A 20,822-nucleotide genomic window follows, 5' to 3' on the forward strand; every position below is an offset into this window, starting at 1 on the left:
AGCTTTACCGGTGCCGAAGTAGGGGCAACTTACAGTTATACGATTTCGAGCAGTCACGGTGGCACCAATGTCACGGGCAATGGCACGGTGACATCAGCCTCACAGCAGCTAAGTAATTTAGATTTAAGCGCGTTAAATGATGGCACGTTAACCCTGTCGGTGACACTCACCGATACTGCGGGTAATGCAGCCACAGTGGTGACAGCAACCAGTGAATTAGATACCGTTAAACCGACGGTGACGACTTTCTCTGCATCTGATACTGATCTAAAAGCAGGTGAAACAGCCACAGTCTCAATGACGTTAAGTGAAGCAAGTAGTAATTTTACAATAGATGATATCAGTGTGTCAGGCGGCAGTTTGAGCGCATTTACCGCGACCTCTAATGTCCAGTATCGTGTCGTATTTACGCCAACAGAAAACTCTGAAGTGGCTGCTACACTAGATATTAATGCTGATAAATTTACTGACGCTGCAGGTAATGCAAATAATGCAGCAAGCCAGTTAACGTTAAACATTGATACAAAAGCGCCGAGCGGACAAGGGGTGAGCGTAGACCAAAACTTAATTAACAGAGATAACGAGTCTGCATTAAGCTTTACTTTAACTGGTTTGGAAGGGGCTGGGACCTTTGAGTACAGTATTACAGATGTGAACAATCAGTCAGTTACCGGTAGTGGAAATATTTCAGCGACTACCACTCAAGTTACGGGGTTAAACGTGAGTAACTTGGCAGAGGGGACGTTGACAATCTCAGTGATCATGATTGATGCGGCTGGAAATCGTGGTACTGCTATCACTGATACTGTGACCAAAAAGTATAATGTAGCGCCGAGCTTGAGTGGGCAACCTGCGACGACTATTGCGCAAGATCAGGCTTACAGCTTTACTCCCACATTGACCGATCCGGACCAACAGGATACACACACGTTCAGTGTGGTTAACTTGCCAAGTTGGGCTTCATTTAACCAAAATACAGGTCTTCTTTCGGGAACGCCTACCGATGCTCATGTAGGCGAGTACAATAATATTCAGATCTCGGTCAATGATGGTACTGATTCAGCCTCACTTACCAGTTTTAATATCGAAGTAACCAATGTCAATGATGCCCCTGTTGGCACGGCATTTTCCTTTACCTTGGCAGAAGCTGGTTTGTTGTCAGTCAATTCTGCTCAAGGGTTGCTGAGCACCGCAACAGACAAAGATACAGACAGTGGCGATACCTTGTCGGTTGAACAAGTATCAGGGCCAACATATGGTCAATTAACTTTAAATCAAGATGGTAGTTTTTCTTATCAACATGATGGCAGTGAAAACCATAGTGACCAATTTTCGTATCGAGTCAAAGATGCTGCGAGTGCAACCTCGGATACCTATACCGTTGCCCTTACCATTACAGCAGTTGCCGATGCACCAACTGCGACAAATGATCAATTGAGTGTGGTAGAGGATACTGCCGGAAGTCTTAATTTATTGTTTAACGACAGCGACCCTGAGCAGGATATGGTTGCCTCATCCGCCGCGGTGGTGACATCTCCATCGAAAGGGCGTGTTGTTATTCAAAATGGGATTGCCACCTATACGCCAAATGAAAATGAGGTTGGTTCAGACTCGTTTACATATACGGTAAAAGACGCTCAGCAAAACACATCAAATACTGCTTCGGTGGCTGTGAGCATTACTGCTGTAAACGATTTACCTATCGCCAAAGAGCTTGCGATTAACACCTCAGAGGATACTGACTCAGATGCATTGCAAGTAAGAGCGCAAACGACAGACATCGAGGATGGAGTTCCGACTGGAGACTTGGCAATAGCAACACAGCCCGCAAAGGGCTCGGTGGAGATTAATCAGCAACAAGGTACTTTTGTTTATAAACCGAATGCGAACGAAGTCGGCAGTGACAGTTTTACTTATACAGTAAAAGATAATGACGGTGGCGAATCGGCGCCGATGACGATAACTGTTACGATTGGTGCCATTAATGATAAACCTGTGGCTACCAATGACACGGTCACGACGGATGAAGACGTGACCACAACCTTAGCGATTCTAACGAATGATAGTGACGTTGAAGATCAGGGGTTTAATGGCGCAAACGTCACACTTGAAGATCAGGGAAATGGGGCTGGTAACTATACGAAAGCAACAGTGAATACCGCCGCTGATGGTACGTTAAACATTGTGCCAAAAGCCGATCAAAATGGCACATTCACTTTTAACTATACACTGACCGATAGTGAAGGGCTGGTGTCTGAACCCGCAACGGTCACTGTAAATTTAACACCTGTCAATGATGCGCCCGTTGCCATTGATAATACTGCAAGCTTGCAAGAAGAAGGCGTTTTTGAGGTAAATGTTTTAGGTAACGATACGGATGTCGATGTAAACGACAGCTTCAACCTCGCCAGTGTTACCGTCGTTGATCAGCCGCAATTTGGCCAAGCAATGGTCAATGCACAAGGCGCCATCGTCTATACGCCAAATGCCAATTACTTTGGTGACGATACATTTACTTACACCGTTGAGGATGCGGCAGGTGCAATTTCCAATAAAGCAACGGTGACTATGACAGTCATTCCTGTGAATGATGCGCCTGTTGCAGTAGATCAAAACCTCAGCCTTGATGAAGACGCCAGCTTGCTTGTTACTCTATCTGGGACAGATCAAGAATCGGATACTTTGAGCTATCAGATTCAATCAGGAGTATCCAATGGTACCCTTGAAGCGCAATCGGATACAACTTGGCTCTATACACCATCAGCCCATTTTAATGGCAGTGATACATTTACTTTTGTAGCGAATGATGGCGTGTTGTCATCTCAACCTGCGACCATCAAGTTGACTGTGAACGCTGTCAACGACCAGCCAACGGTATCTGCGCAGTCAGTTAATGTGGATGAAGAGGCGACATTGGCTATTTCGCTGTCAGCAGATGATATAGATAGTGACAGCCTGAGTTATACCATTGTTGATATACCTGCAAATGGTTCGTATACGCTAGAAGATAATATCGTTACATATACGCCAAATATAGACTTTTTTGGTTCAGATAGCTTCACTTTTAAAGTGAATGATGGGCAAGTAGACTCGGATATTGCAACCGTGTCAATTTCTATTGCTAACGTCAATGACGCGCCGACGATATCAGGCATCCCAAGTTCACAAGTAAATGAGGACAGTGGATATCTGTTTGTACCAACTTCAGCGGACAAAGATGGCGATAAACTTAGCTTTAGCATTGTCAATCAACCAAATTGGACTGTGTTTGACGCTAATACAGGGCGTTTATCTGGCACGCCTACTAATGCGAATGTCGGTCGCTACGACAATATTGTTATCAGTGTTTCTGACGGGGTGGCGTCTGCACAGTTAAGTGCGTTTGCTATCACGGTTGTTAACACCAATGATGCTCCTGTTATTTCAGGCAGCCCTGTTACCTCTGTAGATGAAGACAGCAGCTATCGCTTTGTGCCTAATGCATCTGATATTGACGGAGACACACTGACATTTAGCATACAAAACCAGCCTAATTGGGCTGCCTTTGATACATCAACAGGTGCCCTCACCGGCATACCGAATGACAGCCATGTGGGAACCTACAACAACATTGAGATTACGGTATCTGATGGTCAAGCTACTGCTCAACTCAGTGCCTTTAACGTTCAAGTTATTAATACTAATGATGCACCGACAGGGAGCAATCGTAATTTTGAAGCCTCAGAGGGCGGGACGCTGAGTCAAGATGCAGGTACCGGCCTGTTAAGCTCAATCTTTGTGTTTGACGCTGACATAGATAGCGGAGATGTCATCTCGCTCGCTGAATTCAGTCAACCGTCATTTGGGTCACTCTCTGTAAATGTTGATGGCAGTTTCGTCTATGTTCACGACAATTCTGAAACCCTAAGTGATAGCTTTACCTATCGTATCAAAGATACCTTGGGTGCAACGTCAGAGTTGTACACGGTGAACATCACCATAGTGCCAGTATCAGAGGCCCCTATTGCCGTTGATGACAGTGCGCAAACCAATGAAGATACTGCGGTTGCCATTAACTTACTTGACAATGACTCCGATCCCGAAGGCGATTTAGTGGCATCTTCAGCCATCGTGGTTGATACGCCTAGTTTTGGGTCCGTGTCTGTGACAAATGGGGTAGCAACGTATACCCCGAATCAAAATGTTAATGGTAACGATACCTTTACTTATATTGTATCTGACCAGGACGCAAATAACTCGGAGAAAGCGACGGTATCCATCGTTATTTCCCCCGTAAATGACTTACCTGAAGCACAAAACCTATCGGTTAATATCGACGAAGATGCTGTGGCAACATCAATCAATGTGAGGCTGTTTGCGACGGATATTGAAGACGGTATCCCTTCAGGCAACATTATCGTGAGAAGCCAACCTCAACGCGGGAACGTAGATGTTAATAATGAGCTTGGTGTGATTAATTATACGCCTTTAGAAAATGAGCAGGGTACTGACGGGGTTACTTACACAATTGCCGATAGTACCGGCGCAGACTCTGAGCCTGCATCGATAGCAATTACCATAGGTGAAGTCAACGACGCTCCCATTGCAGCAGACGACTCCACGACGACATCAGAAGATACACAAGTGATTTTGGATGTATTAAATAACGACTCTGACGTTGAGGATGCCGGTTTCAATGGCGCAAATATTACCGTTCAAAACAATGGCAGTTTTGATTTTGCAAATGTGTCGATTTTGACAGATGGGCGATTGCAAATTGATCCTGCTCAAGATCAAAATGGCTTCTTTACATTTACTTATGTGCTTACGGACAGTGAAGGCTTAATGTCTCAGCCAGCCACGGTGACGCTAACCATTGAGCCTGTCAATGATGCACCGGTCGCAAATGATGACATTGCTGCGCTGGATGAAGAAGGTTCATTTGCCGTGAATGTCCTAGGCAACGATGTGGATGTGGATGGTAACGAAGAGCTTGATGTGAATTCTTTGCGTATTGTCGAGGCGCCACAAAAAGGGCAAGTCAGCATAGACGCATTGGGTCGTATCGTTTACTTCGCAAATACGAATGAAGTTGGAGATGACATATTCACTTATACGGTCAGAGATACCAGCGGTGCACTGTCAAATACCGCCACTGTGACCATGACGATTGAAAACATCAATGACGCGCCAGTTGCATCTGATGATGTGTTTTCGGAGGAGTCATTTGATGAGGCAACAGGCACATATCGATTAGCGGTGCTGACAAATGATACGGACGTCGATGAAGGAGATGCCCTGACTATCTTGAGTGCCCAGCCTTCAGTGGGCAGCATAGAAATTCAAGGCCAAGAATTAGTTTATACCCCAGAAGAGACATTTAATGGTGTTGTGATTATTGACTATGTTGTGAAAGACTCATCTGGGGCGATTAGTAGAGCAACCGCGGAGTTGACGATTAACCGTAACGACAGCTCGGGGACGCCGCCAGCAATTACAGTACCAACGGATGTCACCGTTAATGCAACCGCGCTTTACACTAAAGTAGAGCTAGGTAATGCGACGGCAACAGATAGTAATGGCAATGTGATCGGTGTATCCCTTGTTGATAACAACACGCTTTTCCCTCCGGGGCGCCATTTAGCAACTTGGAGCGCGCAAGACAGCAATGGTCTGCGCGCCTTTGCGACGCAAAATGTGCTCATCAACCCACTTGTTTCATTGGCAAAAGATGTTCAGCTCTCAGAGGGGCAGCGCTTTAATCTCGGCGTGTATTTAAATGGGGAGTCACCTCAATACCCCGTACAGATTGCATACACAGTGTCTGGCAGTGCGTCTTCGGCCGATCACACATTGCTTGATGGCAGTATACAAATTACCTCAGGAACAGAAGGGGTGATTTCTTTTGAAGTTGTTGAAGATGCTCTGATTGAAGGCAACGAGACGATAATTGTGACTTTGGGAGAACAATTAAACCGAGGCGCTAAGTTCTCAACGCAAATCACCATAGTTGAAGAGAATGTCGCGCCAGAATTAACGCTTTCAGCTACGCAAAACGGTGAGCAGCGGACAACAGTCACCGCAACAGATGAACTGGTAACTGTCAAAGCCATCGCGAGTGATGCAAATATTGGAGATAGGGTATCTTTGCAATGGCAAGCTATTACCCCTGAACTTCAAGACCTGAGTACGCAAGACGATGAATTTACATTCTCACCAAACTCCCTTGCTACTGGTATATATGGACTTGAAGTTACAGCCACGGACAATGGTGAGCCGAGTTTATCGTCAACGATGCAAATTTATTTAGAAGTGGTTCCGTCACTCATTCCATTATCAAACCAAGATACCGATGGAGATTTAATTCCGGATAATGAAGAGGGACATAGTGACTCGGATAATGATGGTATTCCTGATTTTCAGGATGCCATTACCGACTGTAATGTCATGCAAGAACAAGTGCTAGAAGCCGATCAGTTTTTGATTGAAGGTGAGCCTGGAGTATGTATTCGCAAGGGCGTCACGATTGCTCAGAACAGCACAGGAGGTGTGCAACTGTTGCCTGAAGAACTGCAAGAAGATGATACTGCGATTAACATCGGTGGGCTATTTGACTTTATTGCCACAGGACTGCCGCAAAATGGAGATACTTACAGCATCGTTATCCCACAACGTAAACCCATCCCAATTAATGCGGTGTACCGGAAGTTAAAAAATGGTCAGTGGGTTGATTTTGTGGTTGATGAAACAAATAAGATTTACTCATCATTGGGTGAACCTGGATATTGTGCGCCTCCTGGTAGTGATGCCTGGCAGGAGGGACTGCGAGAAGGTGATTGGTGTGTTAAATTACAGATCGTAGATGGTGGACCCAATGATGACGATGGCATTGCGAATGGGAGCATCATCGATCCAGGTGGCGTCGCGGTTGTTAAAACGGATAATTTGTTACCTATTGCGCAAGCAGATGAGCTGACAATAGGTGCGGGTCAATCAATTGTGATTGATGTGCTTGCGAATGATTCTGATGCGGATGGTGATGCGCTTACAATTACCAGTGCCAGCGTTGATTTTGGGGTTGTAACAGTAGCTGATAACAAGCTTACTTATACACCACCGTCAACATTTGTTGGCACAGCGACAATTCAATACAGCGTAACCGACGGCCAAGGTGGAACGGCGAATAGCACTGTGACGGTGAACTTAGCGGTTAATACACCGCCTTCGGCAAAATTGGATGAGGCATCGACCAATGACAGAGCAAGTATAACGATAGATGTGTTGGCAAATGATCTTGACAGTGAAGGTGATGCAATATCGTTGGTCGACGCTGTAGCTCAGTATGGTTCAGTCACCTTGGATACAGCGGGCACGCTGACCTATACACCGAGACAGGGTTTTGAAGGCATCGATGTCATCACTTATACCATCGTGGATGCTAAAGGGGGTATTTCACAAGGCATAGCACGTATCACCGTGACTGCATACAAGGCAGTTACAATCGAAAATAAATCTTCAGGAAGCTTGGGAGGAACCCTCATTGTGATGCTTTCAGCACTAATATTACGTCGGAGAAAAACAGTGTTGCCTAGCTATGCACTGATATCGCTTGCTTGTTTATTACCCCATTCAGCATATGCAGAATCATGGACAGTCAAAGGGACTGTAGGGGAAGCGGTTGCCGCAGATAGGCTAGCAAATAATAGTGGATTGCAAATCGATAAGATTGATGACACTAGTCGCTCTTGGTCAGTGAGTGGATATTATGAATTGTTGCCAAATTGGCATGTGGGTATTGGTTATGTTGATTTGGGGCAGGGGCGTGTGAACTTTTCTGGCGAGAGTCTGACACCCGATGAAGCGCATCAACAATTGGCACGTGTCTCTCCTGTATTGCCTGAAGGGTTCACTGTGCAAGTCAATTATGACCTGTTCCAGTGGCATAATTTTACTGGGGAGGTTTTTCTAGGGGCGTTTGACTGGGAATATCGTATCGATAGCACACGAGATGAGCGGTTTTTAAAAAGCTATGAGGCAGCAGAAACGAATGCGTTTTTAGGCACTGAGCTGGGTTATCAGTTGAACAGTGCATTTGAGGTGGGGCTACAGTACAAACATTTTGATATTAGTGAGAATAAGGTGAATGAGATTTCACTTTCATTAAGTGCTAAGTTTTAAACCCAATTTAAAGCCCCGACAGGGGCTTTCAGGTTTCTGTTGCAGTATTTATTTGTTTAAATAACTTCACACGCTAACAGAGATGACTATTGCGCTAACCTCACTTCAAATTTGTCAGAGTAGCGTTCTTGAATCGCCCTTGCACGGCTACTTTCTGCAAATTTACTGTCCAGAACACCATATCTTATGCGCTCCATAAATACCTGACCTTCGCACATTTTTTTAGTATTAAGCAACGGATCAACTAGGCCGTCGAGTGACTCAAGGTTAATACTATAGCTTCCATCGTCATCAATATTTCTTACGGTAGTACCTGTGCTCGTATCATTGCCTTCATTGTTTTTACATGTGATGGTCAAAGCCAGGTCCAACGCAGTGTCAGTCGCGTCATCAGGTGTCCAATTAATCTCTAAGGTATCCTTTCTAAAAAAGGATTGGTTTTTTTGCGGTGTGATAATGGTATAAGGGGCTGGTAATTTTAATGAAGTTTCAAGTGTTTCATTGGTTTCACCGCGTAAAAAGCGCACTGTAAATTGGGTGTCTTTTTCTGCGATATTAAAAGTGGCTCTATAATCAATATCGAAAAAATCATCATCTTGCTCAAGCTCTTTTTTAACACCACCTGCGCTTGCTTCTAGTTTATCTTTATCTGACAGCTGAATATTATTGCCATTGCGACTGCTGACATTGAGTTCAGCAATTACTCTGCTGCTTTCTCCTTGTGATGTGACATAAATATCTGCCCAAATTGCTTCTGTTTTTACATTTTCTGATTCGGTAGTTGAAGTTGAGCAACCTAAAAGCAGTGTCGATAGGGTCAGTGCACTAGCTGAGAGTTTTAATGTTTTCATTTTGGTACCCGCGATGAATGTGTGTACCTAATCTTAGTGATAAATAGAAAGAACTGGAATATCACTTAACAATTTTAAACAATTTAAATGACATTTATAATGTGTCGAAGCGTCTTAGTAAAGGTGAAGTAAATAGCGCGTTTATTGGATGATTGTCTAGTTGAACTTCCATGTTCTTCGTAAAAATCCAGGTCATAATATAGAACCAATATGGAGATAAAATGAATTGTAATAAACTCGAGAAATTACATATTATTTATTTTCTGAATATATCCAACATATTTTACCTGATGCCAGTGGCGCGCTTATACGTCGATAGCAATCGGCTTCATAATTATCCGCGTGCAGTAACTCTTCATGTGTGATCATAAAAACGGTACCAGACACCGTGCTGTGTGGGTTATCTGACTTTTTTAATATCGGGTGAAATCGCTTACCACTGGATGCTATCACTTCCTCATCGGTAATTTCGACTTCACCAAGCTCATACCCTAGGAGTTTATCCGCAAAGCCGTTTAACTCTCTACCAAAAGTATCCCTTTGGACTTGTTTTTGTTGCAACGTACCGTAGCTAAAAAGTGCATGCATAAATTAAAACCCTTGAAATACATCCTAAAAATTCACTGTATCATCGTGGGTGGTATTATATAACCCGCCGTTTTTATTAAATTACTCAGCGCTTAATATCCCACGATTTTTTGTTTGCAGAGCACGCCTATTAAATAATGGGTGCAAAGGCATGCCCACATCGACGCCCTTGTAGTCACATACGCCATCAGGGAAGATCGTATTTAATTGAGTAATGTAATTGCTCATATCTACGGGATCATACATGCCTCGTTGTACTGCTTGTGCTATCGAAATTAAAGGACATTTAAACATTGCGCCATCCCAATTAGCACCCGCTTCAATTCTACTTGTACTAAACATTGGAAAACGAGTCTGGCATTTACCACTCGCTTTGCCATTCCAAGCACCATCGAATACATCCTCGCCTGTTGCGTATATAGTACCGTCACCATCGAAGCAACTATCTTGAAGTGAACTTGGTTTAGAGGAGGTAACCGTGTTTGACGCAGAATTATGCAAAGCCATGAGCCATTTGTCCATCATCTCAAATGCATGTTGGGTTGGGTTATGATCTTTATGTGCGACCCAAATGACATGGTTTTCACTGTGTCCATTGGCTGACTCTATCCTTAAACGACTGTAAAAGGATGCAGACATATGGTGCATGTCTAGTTCGTTCTCAAGGTAGTGCCTTGCGTCAATGATTGGAATAGTCACTTGACCGATGAAAACTTGGCCTGATTGATATGCTTTATTCATTGCCTGAACTGACCCAATGTGCCTTGGGGCAACTTGACCAATGGGCGTGGTGATATTGTGATTACCCCACAGAGTTAGCCAAATTGGAATTTTATGGCCAAATGGTAGGGCAATACTTTCTTGTTGCATCTCGCCTTGAGGTTTCCAACTGCCTATGTTGGCATTAATATCTAGAAATTCTTCAATCGATATTTGTTTATTTTTTAGTGCATTCAGACCATACTGCACACCTACGTTGTCCCATGTACTGAGTCCCTGATTATTTTCATCTTTGCCAAAGATATGGGACATATCTTGCCAATAACTCCAATGCGTTGAGTCTACAACATGGTCAGAAAATAACTCTCTGATAAAGCCTTGCCGTGGATTGTTGATAAACGCAGATAGCCCAAAGTAACCATTGATACACTCACTATTTCCTTCTGGAAAGCGAGGGACAAACCCCGACATCAATTGATTGAGCGGTTGCAAAAACCCAGCTTTTTGAGGAAAACCATTGATTGCATTCATGCCTTCGATTAGCCTGCGACGATCCCAATTTCGCCATGCTTTTTTGTCGCTTGCTCTGAACGTGAAGTAATTGTTTAGTAAATCACAGTCTAGCGCGTAAGTCGTTTGTGTGATCATATCGGGGTAACTGTACAGGGGAATTAAACCATCGAGAATGCCCGTACTGTTTTGTGCGATGAGATATTGCGCCAGTCCACCTCCTGAACCCCCTACGCCAACGGTGTAAAGGGGGTTGCCATACAAGGCGACGAACTGCTTTTTCACTCTTCTTGCGGTGTCTTCAGCTAACAGCATATTGTATGTATAACTGGTTTTATTGCCACTAGAGCTTATGACTGCATACCCATCAAGTAATTGATTGGCCTGGCGAGTCATTACCCGGGTTGCTTTTTGCCTACCTTGGCGAAAACCAATCCCAGAGCCACCATTAAACTGATAAATGAGTCGCTTGTTCCATTGAGACTGGGCAAGTCTATCCCCAACTTCTTGCACATTGATTGGCATCACAATGGTATAAATAAAACGGTTAATGGTCCCTTGCTCAACTCTAAATAATGGCAAATTTGTGGCTGAGTCGAGAGTGGGATTCTCAAGTTTGACTGCTTTGAATCCTTTTTCTTGTCGACTTAAAGTGTAATAGGCGATGGTCGTTTTTACTGAGCAGTCTTTACTATACCCGATGATATTCTCGTTGTTGTATACGGGCACCCCCAGGCCTTGATGGTTATCTACTTCTGGTTGACCTAACAAGGAATCTCTGGACATACAATAAAACGGATATTGGTTTGGACCAGAATATAGACTTTGTGTTGGACCAATTGCGCCGACCTTTATTGGGAACTCAAAGTGATCCACAGGCCTCTTCACTTTTGCAATGTGTGGCTCAACGTTGAGTAAGTAATTTTCTTGGGTTGGGGCTTTGTTTTTGACCGCGTACTTGCGGTCTTCATTGGGTAAGTCTATTTGCAGCCAGACTAGCCATATCAGCAGAGGAAGTAAGACCAAAATGATCAGTAACTTTTTCAGCATACACACCTCGATCTTCGATTGCTTTACTACAAGTTTAGAATTTCTGATCCGTGTGCGTTGTTATTTGTTTGTTATTTATAGTAAATCGATTTAGAACAAGCCCATTAAAAGGCACAAAATTAGCAAGTTAGAAAAGTGCATGGGGGATCGTTTGCAGCCGAATTGTGGAGACAAACGATCCATTTAAGTAGGATTATTTACGTCGTTTACTTCTTCTTCTTAGCCAAATATAACCGCCAGTACTAGCAAGAAGCACGGGCATAAAGCCAAAAAATGCCCAGATTATCTGCGAAGTATAGCCAGCGAAATTACCAAAATGGAGCTTTCTAAACGTGTCGATCAATACCGGAACAAACGCTTGATCTCGGATATCATAGGCGCCAATGAACCCACCGCTTTGGGCGTTAAATGACACGGTACTTGCGTAATCACTGATGAGCGGATTTTCCGTAGGTGTCTTGCCATACAGTGTGATTGGTTGATTCGGTTCACTGGGCATGAGTACATAAGTTGTCTCAAAGCCAGGTATGTGGTTCGCTGCTTGTGAGAACAGCCTGTCAAAATCAAGGTGTTTATTGTAGAGCTTTTGGGCCATCTGATGGTGTGCATGACCGTCTTGATGCTCTTGCCATTCGTGAACATAGATGGCGATATTATAGTATCCACCGGTGATCCCTAAAATGAGTAGGATCGGCGAGGCTAAGGTACCAGCCATTTTATGAACGTCGCTGAACACAACTAATAATCTCGAATTCCAACGCAGCGTAAATACGCGGCGCCAAAAGTGACGATAGATGACAAGACCGGAGATACCCAGGAAGATCAAAATAAGGGCAAATAGACTGGTAAAGGCCGTGCCTAGATCCTTGTCTAATCCTTCGATATCATTTAACAATAAGGTGTAATGCAATTCTAGCAGCCAGTCAGTCAAATAATGGTTGAGCGCAACTGGTGGGCTGATGACCTCACCCGTAAAAGGGTTTAAGTGTGCTTTGAACCAATTGTCCGTGCCTTTTCGGATCAGATAAATACGGTCAGCTTCTGTCATTGCTGAGGACGGCTGCCCAAGTATCTCCCAACTACCTAGCTCGTACTCGGGTAGCTGATTGTTAATCGCATCTATTAGCGCGTTTTCGCTCAATCTTGTATCACTAGGAATGACTTGCGTATAGGTAGGCATAAGTAACACATCTAGTTCTTTTTTAAATACTAATAGGCTGCCAGTCAGGCTAATAAGAATGAATGGGATAAGGCAGGTAAATCCAAGCCAGCCATGTAATTGATGCAGCTTCTTTTTAGACATAGTTAGGGTCACTTAGCGGTTAAATTGTGCAGTTTATTGAAATTCGCTAGCGTCAATTTTGCTAGGTATTTTTATAGTATTATTATGATAATAAAAATGAAAATAGATATCAATTGCGCTTTGGTGGTGGCTTGTCAATTGCAAAATTGGCATTGCTGTAGGTATCTGATTGAGCTATTTAAAGCAGGTCATAACTCGAAATCTAGCTGACTAAATTGCTGCTCAACTATCGCTCGGTGGTCTGATTTTTCTTTGATAAAAGTACCTGCGAGCATTTCCTCGCGTTGTAAATCTAGTTTGCTTATTTGCTCGTCTATCAACTCTTTCAACTTCTCTTTGTCTGAAGTTTGTAATGCGCGCGTGTTATTTACATCTTGTGCAGTGAGGTTTAACATCTCAATTCGTACGCCTGCTTCCTTGTACTCTAAAAAGTCAATGCCAAGACTGCCAAACAACAAGGCTTCATTTATTTCATGCGGTTCTATTTCAACTTCAATTGGCATGTCCATTATTTCAATTACCGTTTCTCTGAAAAGCTGCAACGCTTGATTTCGCATGTCTGCCGTTGTGTCGACTCGCCCTCGTGCGGCTGTCTGCGCGTGATGGTAATACTCCTTAGCTTGCTGGGAGATTTCGGCATCATTCGTATTGAGTGAGATGGGCATCTCCAAATTGGGATCTAACATTGCGGGTTTGGCTGTCAATGCACTGTGTAATTCTTGTGAAAAGGCAGCTTGGTTATCAATACTGTTTTGGGTGTCTAAGTGTCGAGTATGGTCAAACTTTGAGAGGAGGTTACTTGTGATTATGCTCATTAATACGTCCTTTTTTCGTCAAGCGCATTCTGCCGGGTATTAAAACTTACCGATCCAAACTAGGGTCACAATATCAAGCAAGAAGTAAACCAATGAGCGATAAAAAATAGTTATATCAATTGGGTGGTGAATTTAGTTGCGAAGGATAGGGCGGTGGGAAAGTGTAAAATTTAAAAATCGGCATGCGCTGAGGTTGTGTGCTTTGCCGAAGGTAAAAAAGGCGACATTTTGCCGCCTTTATATGTGTACTTTAGAACTGGTAGTTGAATGTGAGTTTAAAGTTACGCTCGTTACCAGGTAAGCCACCTAAGAATAGGGCTTTGCTGTAGTAAGTGTCATCTGTTAAGTTTTCAACGTTGAACTGCACATGGTAAGCGTCAAAATGGTATGCCGCCGCCATGTCCCAGCGTGTGTAGCTATCTACTTTCGCGGTCGGTAAGCCAAAAGATGGATGATTCACAGTACGCTCACCAACATAGTTAACGCCTAAGCTAATTTCAAAGTCGCCAGCAGTGAATTGAGGTACCGTGTAGCTCAACCAAGTGCTTGCCATTTTTTCTGGAATGCCTTTCTTCGCAGCTTCGCGCTGAGCAGGATCTGACTGTTCATGTCGGATAGAGACGGCATCTTGATACGTCGCGTTGACGTTTAACTTCCACGCCTCTGCAAGCGCAAGGTTTAAGTCAAGCTCTACACCTTTCGTTGTTTCATTGTTGTCGTACTTGTACTGAGGAATACCTGCATTAAACTCAGGACCTTTTTGGTCATCATACTCTGGGTTGCTATATCTCAGGTTAGTACGTTTCGTTTCGAATACAACGATAGAACCAAGCAAGTCTTCATCAAAGGCAGTAAAGCGAATACCTAAGTCTAAAGTTTCAGATTCTGAATCTGGTGGACTAGTTTCACTGACAGAGCTCAGTATGCCAAATGCTGTGCGACCTTTGCCCACGTTCACAAATGCTGATAACTCAGGCATAATTTGGTAGTTAATGCCAAATGTGAAGGTAGTTCCTGCATCATCAGTATCACTTTCTGGTTTGATCTCTGTCGCACGGTTTGTGCCTAAGTGCTGATATGTTTGCTCAATGCTTGTGTAAGCAAAACCAGCTCTCATCGTCAGTGCATCAGTCAGATAAAGAACTTCTTGCATGCTAATACCGTAAGCTTGCACAGACTTTTTGTAGTTACTTCTTACGATTGGATCGTAGTCCATGAAGTCACCGGTTCCCCAGTTCGGGTTGCGAATGTCCAAGATATATGGCAGGTGGTTTACAGTAAGCAACTCATTTTCGTCATACGCGTCGGCATCGTACGCGGACCATTGCTTAAATGCCATACTGCGGTTTTCAAAGTTCGCACTGATTAAATGCTCACCACTGATATCACCATAACTCCAACCGAGTTGTAGGTCTGCGAAATATTGCCATGTTTTTTCGTCAGAGATGGCGCGGCGGTACTCTTGACGGCGTGCTGCAAATGGATGTAATTCACCATCCTCTGTCACAAGTGGACCACGCGGGTCCGCATTAATAATCGAACCATGAGTTCTGTCAGAGCGGTCCCAGTACACATAGTTATATGCACCCGTTTGACGGACTAAATCAGATTCATACTTACGCCATAATACCTGCTGAGTCAGTGTTGAATCCTCATTTAGGTGCCAATCGTGACGCAGTTTGAAGCGCAATTCTTTGCCTTCATTTGGCGTAGACAGCGGTGATACCAAGCTTGTGTCACCCAGATCATAGGGTCTTAGTCCATCAGTTGTAGAAATAGACTGAGCGAGTTGCTCGCGCTGTGCTTCCGTGAGTTGAATACCGAGGTATTTTTTATTGCCATTTTCATCGATGACGAATTTAGGATCATTCGGCACATCTTTACCTGTCAAGGCTCGAGGGTCACCGTCAATACTATCCCAATTGACGATACGCACGGGATCGCCTATGGAGTCAACTTGGACTGCATCGTCTATATAAGCTGAAGAAAATAGTAACGTGTGATCGTTCGAAGGGACGAATTTTAAACTCGCATATACTTCGTCTCTGTCTTGCTTAAGATCACGGTAACCATCGCTACGTTCATGGTTTAAGATCACGCGGTATGCCAAATCATCTGTGATCGCATTTGTTGCATCAAACATGATGCCATATGTATTCCACTGACCTATTTTTGTGCTAACTTCATAAGCCTCTTCAAACTGTGGCTTTTTCTCAATTAGGTTAACTACACCGCCAGCTGCACCAATGCCATACAGCCCTGTCGCAGGGCCTTTTAGCACTTCCATGCTCTCAATATTGGTCATCGAGCGAGTTGGGTTGTAATTATTGCCCAAGCTTGCACCACCGTACATACCGTCGTATGTGTAATTTACACCAAGGCCACGGATTGCAAGGTTGTCACCAATACCATAGTTGTTACCAGCTTGGCTAAATCCACTCACGTTACGGATAGCGTCTTGCAGTGTATTCGCCGTTTGTGATTTAAGTAGTTCTTCATCAACAACGACGACAGCAGCAGGTGTTTGCATTAGTGCCATGTTTGACTTGGTCGCTGTACCTGACTCTAAAATTAAGGCATTGTGTTTGTTATAAACGCTGATGCGTTCGATATCAGCTTCAGCTTTATCAGCTGCGTGGGCTGTTGCTACAACGCCACCAAGCAAAGCAACTTTTACCGCAGTTGCAACGACACTTTTTGATTTTAGTGAACGAGAGAATTGCATATTACACTCCATACTACGCAATATGATTGTTTATTCGCAGAGAGCGCGCATACTAACAGTGATGATAAATGATAACAACTCTCATTTGCGTTTAATAAAGGTTGCCAAAGTTAAAGTTTGTTATCAGCTTTGCTTGATGTAGTTGTAGTGTGTTTGGTTGGTGAGCTTTTGTTTCTACACTTGAATTTTAAGTTGAATAAATAATTTAAAATGTAATAAATGTTTATTCAATTAAAGAGTGTGCTACTGGTCGTATAAGCTTGAAGTTTAAGTGTTTTCATTATGACAGGCGGCGGCCTTAACAAGTTCAATATAATGCGCTAGATTTTTTTCTGTGCCATGTTCGAAGTGAGAGTCGAGTGCTGTCAAAGACACAACTCTGTCTAGTCTAAATTCCCTGTAGGCACTTCTAAGGAGACAAAACGCAATCACTGTCCATTTTCCACCCCAGTAAACGAGTCCCAATGGCTCAATGGTTCTTTCACTGATCTCTTGTTTTGCATCCTGATAAGTCATTAAAAGGTGGTTTTTAGCTTCGATGGCTTCTCGCAAAGCTTTGTTGTGCGCTTGGCAGGTTTCGTCATGGCTAAAGCCCAGCGCATAGTATGGAAGAGAGTCATTGAGTTGTTTTAATCTTGTGGGCAACACAGCTTCTATTTTAGCGATGGCTGATTGTGCATGCTTGGCTTGCTCTGGGTCTGTCCATGCTTCGAGCATACGGCTGCCAATCAACAAAGCCTGTAGCTCTTGTGAGGAGAACATCATTGGCGGCAAATCACAATCACTGATCAGGTAACCAATACCAGCTTCTCCTTCTACGGGGACGCCCGAGGTCTGCAGGTTTTGAATATCGCGGTAGATTGTACGCTCAGACACATTTAATCTTTCGGCGAGCTGTTTGGCTGTGACGGCGACTTTGCGTCCTTTTAGCAAATTTACAAGCTGAAACAAGCGCTCTGATTTATGCACAATCTACCTCTTCTTAATTAAGCATCGCAGCTTTTGGTTAATACTGAATGGTGGCTGATCCCAACAGACGCTTTATTTACTAACGCACAGAAAGCTTGACACACTTCAACTTCTTCAAATGCGCTCTGCATCTTCTTATTATCCTCTAATGTCTCCCAATAGCTGATGTCAACGAATGTATCAGTATCTGCTTGATGCGCCAATGAACGATATAAAAAACCAGGTTGTTTGGCTACAAATGCTTCAAATTCGGCACTTTTCTCTAACATCTGCGCGTGAGATACACCTTCGTTTAATTTAAAGGTGACGATTTCGATTATATTTTGTTTCATTATTGAGCTCCTTGTGTTTGGAAGTTGTATTAAAGCAAATGATCTTGTCAAGGAGTGTCAGGAGTCGATTCTGAGTGCGTTGATTTATTGTTTGGTTAACGATTTAGAACAGATAGATAGCGCAGTCTCTTAAATAAAATGCGCCTCGATGTAAAAGAGGGCTTTAAAAATGGCTGATTATGCTAGTTAATTTGCTTTGTTTCTTGTAGATTGATAAGGGTCAGACCCTGTAATAGTCTGATTAAATTAAAATTATTAATAAAAAAGTAGGAAAGAAACAATGGTTAGATCATTTGTCATCGTCATCAGCTTAATTGTTTTTTCACTGACGGCATGGTGCGCAAACGCGCACAAATTTACAACACCTAAAAGTGCGATACAGTCTTATATTAGCGGGGTCTCAGAAGGTGTCGGTAAAAACGTTGAAATGGCATTTCAAAAATCTGCGACAATTCAGTTCTATGATAGCAAAGGAAAATTTAATAGTTTTCAACGAGATGAATTTATCAAACTAATCGATACTGGGAAAAAATGGAATGTGGAGGTTGAGATTACCCACCTTTCAATGACTAAACATGCTGCTAATGCGACGGTTGAGTTTATCTGGGGTAAAAATAGTGAGCATGGGTTTGTAGACTATTTAAATTTAATGTTTGATGGTGAAAAATGGCAGATAACGAATAAGGTCGCCCAATATGTATCCAGAAACAGCGACGCGCAAGTTGAAAAAGCGCCAGTGGATATTAAACGATGAATATATCCGATGCCAATAACGCTTAGGCTAGTGCTGGTTTTGGGTACTTGCCAGCCTTTGCTAAATGCGTATGCGTTAGATTAATGGCGTTCTCTGTACCTATTATAGCTGCGAAGCTTATTGACTTATTTATGGATGTAGGGTGTTATTGTGTATTGGCAGGTTTTAAAGGCTGACCAATATGTCGGATTTGCACTGAAAATAGTATGGCGAAGTGCATGAAAGGGGGGCTATTCAATTAATTCCAAAAATAAGAATGTGCGCAGCAAAATCTATTGTGGTCATTTTTAAGCCTTGAAAAGTTGCTACCCAGTAAATAAAAAATAATAGGCGAGAAAAACTCGCTAATGTAATACGTAGTATAGGTAACTAATACTCGCTTCAGTAGAAGCGCGGTGAGTATGATTGATGAATAAGCAAGAATTAAAACATTTTCTTGCAGCGTCTTACGAGATGTTGCAGGGAAAACAAAATGAATTAGATGATAAATTTGGTTTAAGCTATTTTGAAAGCTTTAAATTAGCGGCTGATGAAGCGCGTATTTTTTTCTCCACTGGCAGCAGTCAAATGCTAGGTGCCCAATATACGCCGATTGGTTCTTTTCTCACCAGTGAAGGTGTGTGGACGTGGTCGTGGCAAAATGTAACTTTTACCGAGGAAAGGGCAATTGCGCGACTCCAAAAGCGACTGAATGAAAAAGGTCTCTCCACTTTTGCTGACAGCGTTACTACAGTAGACGAAGACATGGTTTGGCAATGGGTTGCAGCGTCAGTAGACGTGTTGGCAGCGCAAGGCATATACAAAGTGCAAGAAAGCACCCAGACTCACTTCTTTGCACTGCATGAAGTTTGTCACATTGAATAAAAAAACAACATGATCGTTTGAGCTGTTAGTGAGGTGAATTGACTCGCTCTGTTATCGAGCTCATTATGAGTGGGGTTTTTTACTTGGGTAAAAAGTCCCATTTGCTCTGATTGTCGAAATCCAAAACTCAAAAATTTCTTCTGCACTTTGTTGCTCTTCAGCTGACAGCAACGGGTACTGTCTTTGTTCAAACCATGCATAACGATTGAAAGTGCTGTCATTGTCAGTAAGCTCCATAATCACACGATTAATCGCATAGGAGTTAGCCAAACTGTTGTCAGTCAAGTTTTGCGTATGGTAAAGGCCTGACAAGCGCTTGAGTGCGAGTTCACTGCCTCTTTGCGCGGATTGGTTTAAAAATGTCACCTGTTGCGCAACAAATGCATCTCGTTCGGCGATATAATCGTCCCGTGTTAATGACTTAAAACCTTGCGATGCCATATAAAATTCTGGTGTCAGAGATGCGAAAGACTCTTGTGCGGCAATTGAGCCGCTGTGTGCAGCATCTTCGAGATACGAGAAAAATTGCGCGCGTTCTGCTTGCGTGATCCCTCCGCAGTAGTTGAACTTCTCGACTAAATTGTCAATTGCCGTACCCGCATCGCCATACAGTGACACTTCATCTAACTGTTTTTGCAGCGCTGCATCATCGATCGGAGATGATAAACAGTATCTTAGATTTGCTGCAATGACGTATTTTGCTTCAGCGTCTCCATTTTGTGCGGCCACTTTCAACTGTGAGAAAGCATCATAAAAGTTGTTTGCTTGCTTCCAGTTTGTTTTTTGCAAGATAACTAATGGAGTAGGCTCGTTGGTTGTTGTATCCGTTTTCAGAGCCGGAGTTGATGCGTTCGGCCGTAACGTGTTGATATCGTTATTTTGCGCAAGTAGTGGCGTCTTCTGTGTACTTGACGTGACAGGTTGCGTGGATGGTTGTTGAATGTTTTCTTCTGGTAAATAGAAGAAAGCCGTTAAGAATACAGCAAGCAGCAATAAAATATATATAAGTTGTGTGATTCTTTTATTTCTTGCGAAAAATATGCTCATTTTTTAACTGCTTTTGTCTATTATCTTCCCTCATAAAAATGATAAATCGTTTACAAGTAAATATAAATAGAGCGCATGCTTTTTCTTTTAATGGCATTGATGCTTTAAGCGGTTGCAAAAAATAATGAAGCCTATTG

11 protein-coding genes and 1 pseudogene are annotated in these 20,822 nt (G+C 43.1%); 3 read left to right on the forward strand and 9 right to left on the reverse strand.

Annotated elements, in window-relative coordinates; translation table 11 throughout:
• Positions 1-132 precede the first annotated feature (132 nt).
• A pseudogene (locus L1286_RS19960) lies at positions 133-8,157 on the forward strand (Ig-like domain-containing protein); the annotation flags it as partial.
• 86 nt (positions 8,158-8,243) lie between these two features.
• Here the strand turns inward: L1286_RS19960 and L1286_RS19965 are convergent.
• The 8 genes from L1286_RS19965 to L1286_RS20000 all read right to left on the reverse strand — a co-directional run bounded on the left by L1286_RS19965 (position 8,244) and on the right by L1286_RS20000 (position 18,020).
• Positions 8,244-9,008 carry a GPI anchored serine-threonine rich family protein gene (locus tag L1286_RS19965; RefSeq protein WP_235408775.1) on the reverse strand — a complete coding sequence of 255 codons (765 nt, stop codon included), beginning with the start codon at positions 9,006-9,008 and terminating at the stop codon, positions 8,244-8,246.
• 252 nt (positions 9,009-9,260) lie between these two features.
• Entirely contained in the window at positions 9,261-9,596 is a 336-nt protein-coding gene (locus tag L1286_RS19970) for a gamma-glutamylcyclotransferase family protein (protein ID WP_235408776.1), read from the reverse strand.
• Between the two features lie 81 nt (positions 9,597-9,677).
• Positions 9,678-11,876 (reverse strand): DUF6351 family protein, encoded by a 2,199-nt coding sequence (locus L1286_RS19975; RefSeq protein WP_235408777.1) that lies wholly within the window; start codon positions 11,874-11,876, stop codon positions 9,678-9,680.
• 193 nt (positions 11,877-12,069) lie between these two features.
• Positions 12,070-13,179 carry a PepSY-associated TM helix domain-containing protein gene (locus tag L1286_RS19980; RefSeq protein WP_235408778.1) on the reverse strand — a complete coding sequence of 370 codons (1,110 nt, stop codon included), beginning with the start codon at positions 13,177-13,179 and terminating at the stop codon, positions 12,070-12,072.
• Positions 13,180-13,367: 188 nt separating this feature from the next.
• Positions 13,368-13,994, reverse strand: a complete 627-nt coding sequence (locus L1286_RS19985) for a hypothetical protein (protein ID WP_235408779.1) — start codon at positions 13,992-13,994, stop codon at positions 13,368-13,370.
• 250 nt (positions 13,995-14,244) lie between these two features.
• Positions 14,245-16,719 (reverse strand): TonB-dependent receptor, encoded by a 2,475-nt coding sequence (locus tag L1286_RS19990; protein WP_235408780.1) that lies wholly within the window; start codon positions 16,717-16,719, stop codon positions 14,245-14,247.
• Between the two features lie 267 nt (positions 16,720-16,986).
• Positions 16,987-17,688, reverse strand: coding sequence for a helix-turn-helix transcriptional regulator (locus L1286_RS19995; protein ID WP_235408781.1), 702 nt, complete (start codon positions 17,686-17,688; stop codon positions 16,987-16,989).
• 17 nt (positions 17,689-17,705) lie between these two features.
• Positions 17,706-18,020, reverse strand: a complete 315-nt coding sequence (locus L1286_RS20000; protein ID WP_235408782.1) for an antibiotic biosynthesis monooxygenase family protein — start codon at positions 18,018-18,020, stop codon at positions 17,706-17,708.
• Positions 18,021-18,300: 280 nt separating this feature from the next.
• On the opposite strand from L1286_RS20000, the gene L1286_RS20005 reads away from it, so the two are divergent.
• Both L1286_RS20005 and L1286_RS20010 read left to right on the forward strand, forming a co-directional pair.
• Positions 18,301-18,774, forward strand: a complete 474-nt coding sequence (locus L1286_RS20005; RefSeq protein ID WP_235408783.1) for a nuclear transport factor 2 family protein — start codon at positions 18,301-18,303, stop codon at positions 18,772-18,774.
• Between the two features lie 408 nt (positions 18,775-19,182).
• A complete protein-coding gene (locus L1286_RS20010; RefSeq protein ID WP_235408784.1) occupies positions 19,183-19,638 on the forward strand; it encodes a DUF6882 domain-containing protein in 456 nt (151 codons plus the stop codon).
• Between the two features lie 63 nt (positions 19,639-19,701).
• On the opposite strand, the gene L1286_RS20015 is transcribed toward L1286_RS20010, so the two are convergent.
• A complete protein-coding gene (locus tag L1286_RS20015; RefSeq protein WP_235408785.1) occupies positions 19,702-20,685 on the reverse strand; it encodes a hypothetical protein in 984 nt (327 codons plus the stop codon).
• Between the last annotated feature and the right edge of the window lie 137 nt (positions 20,686-20,822).

Origin of the sequence: Pseudoalteromonas sp. SMS1 (genome assembly GCF_021530565.1) — a bacterium.
Taxonomy (GTDB): domain Bacteria; phylum Pseudomonadota; class Gammaproteobacteria; order Enterobacterales; family Alteromonadaceae; genus Pseudoalteromonas.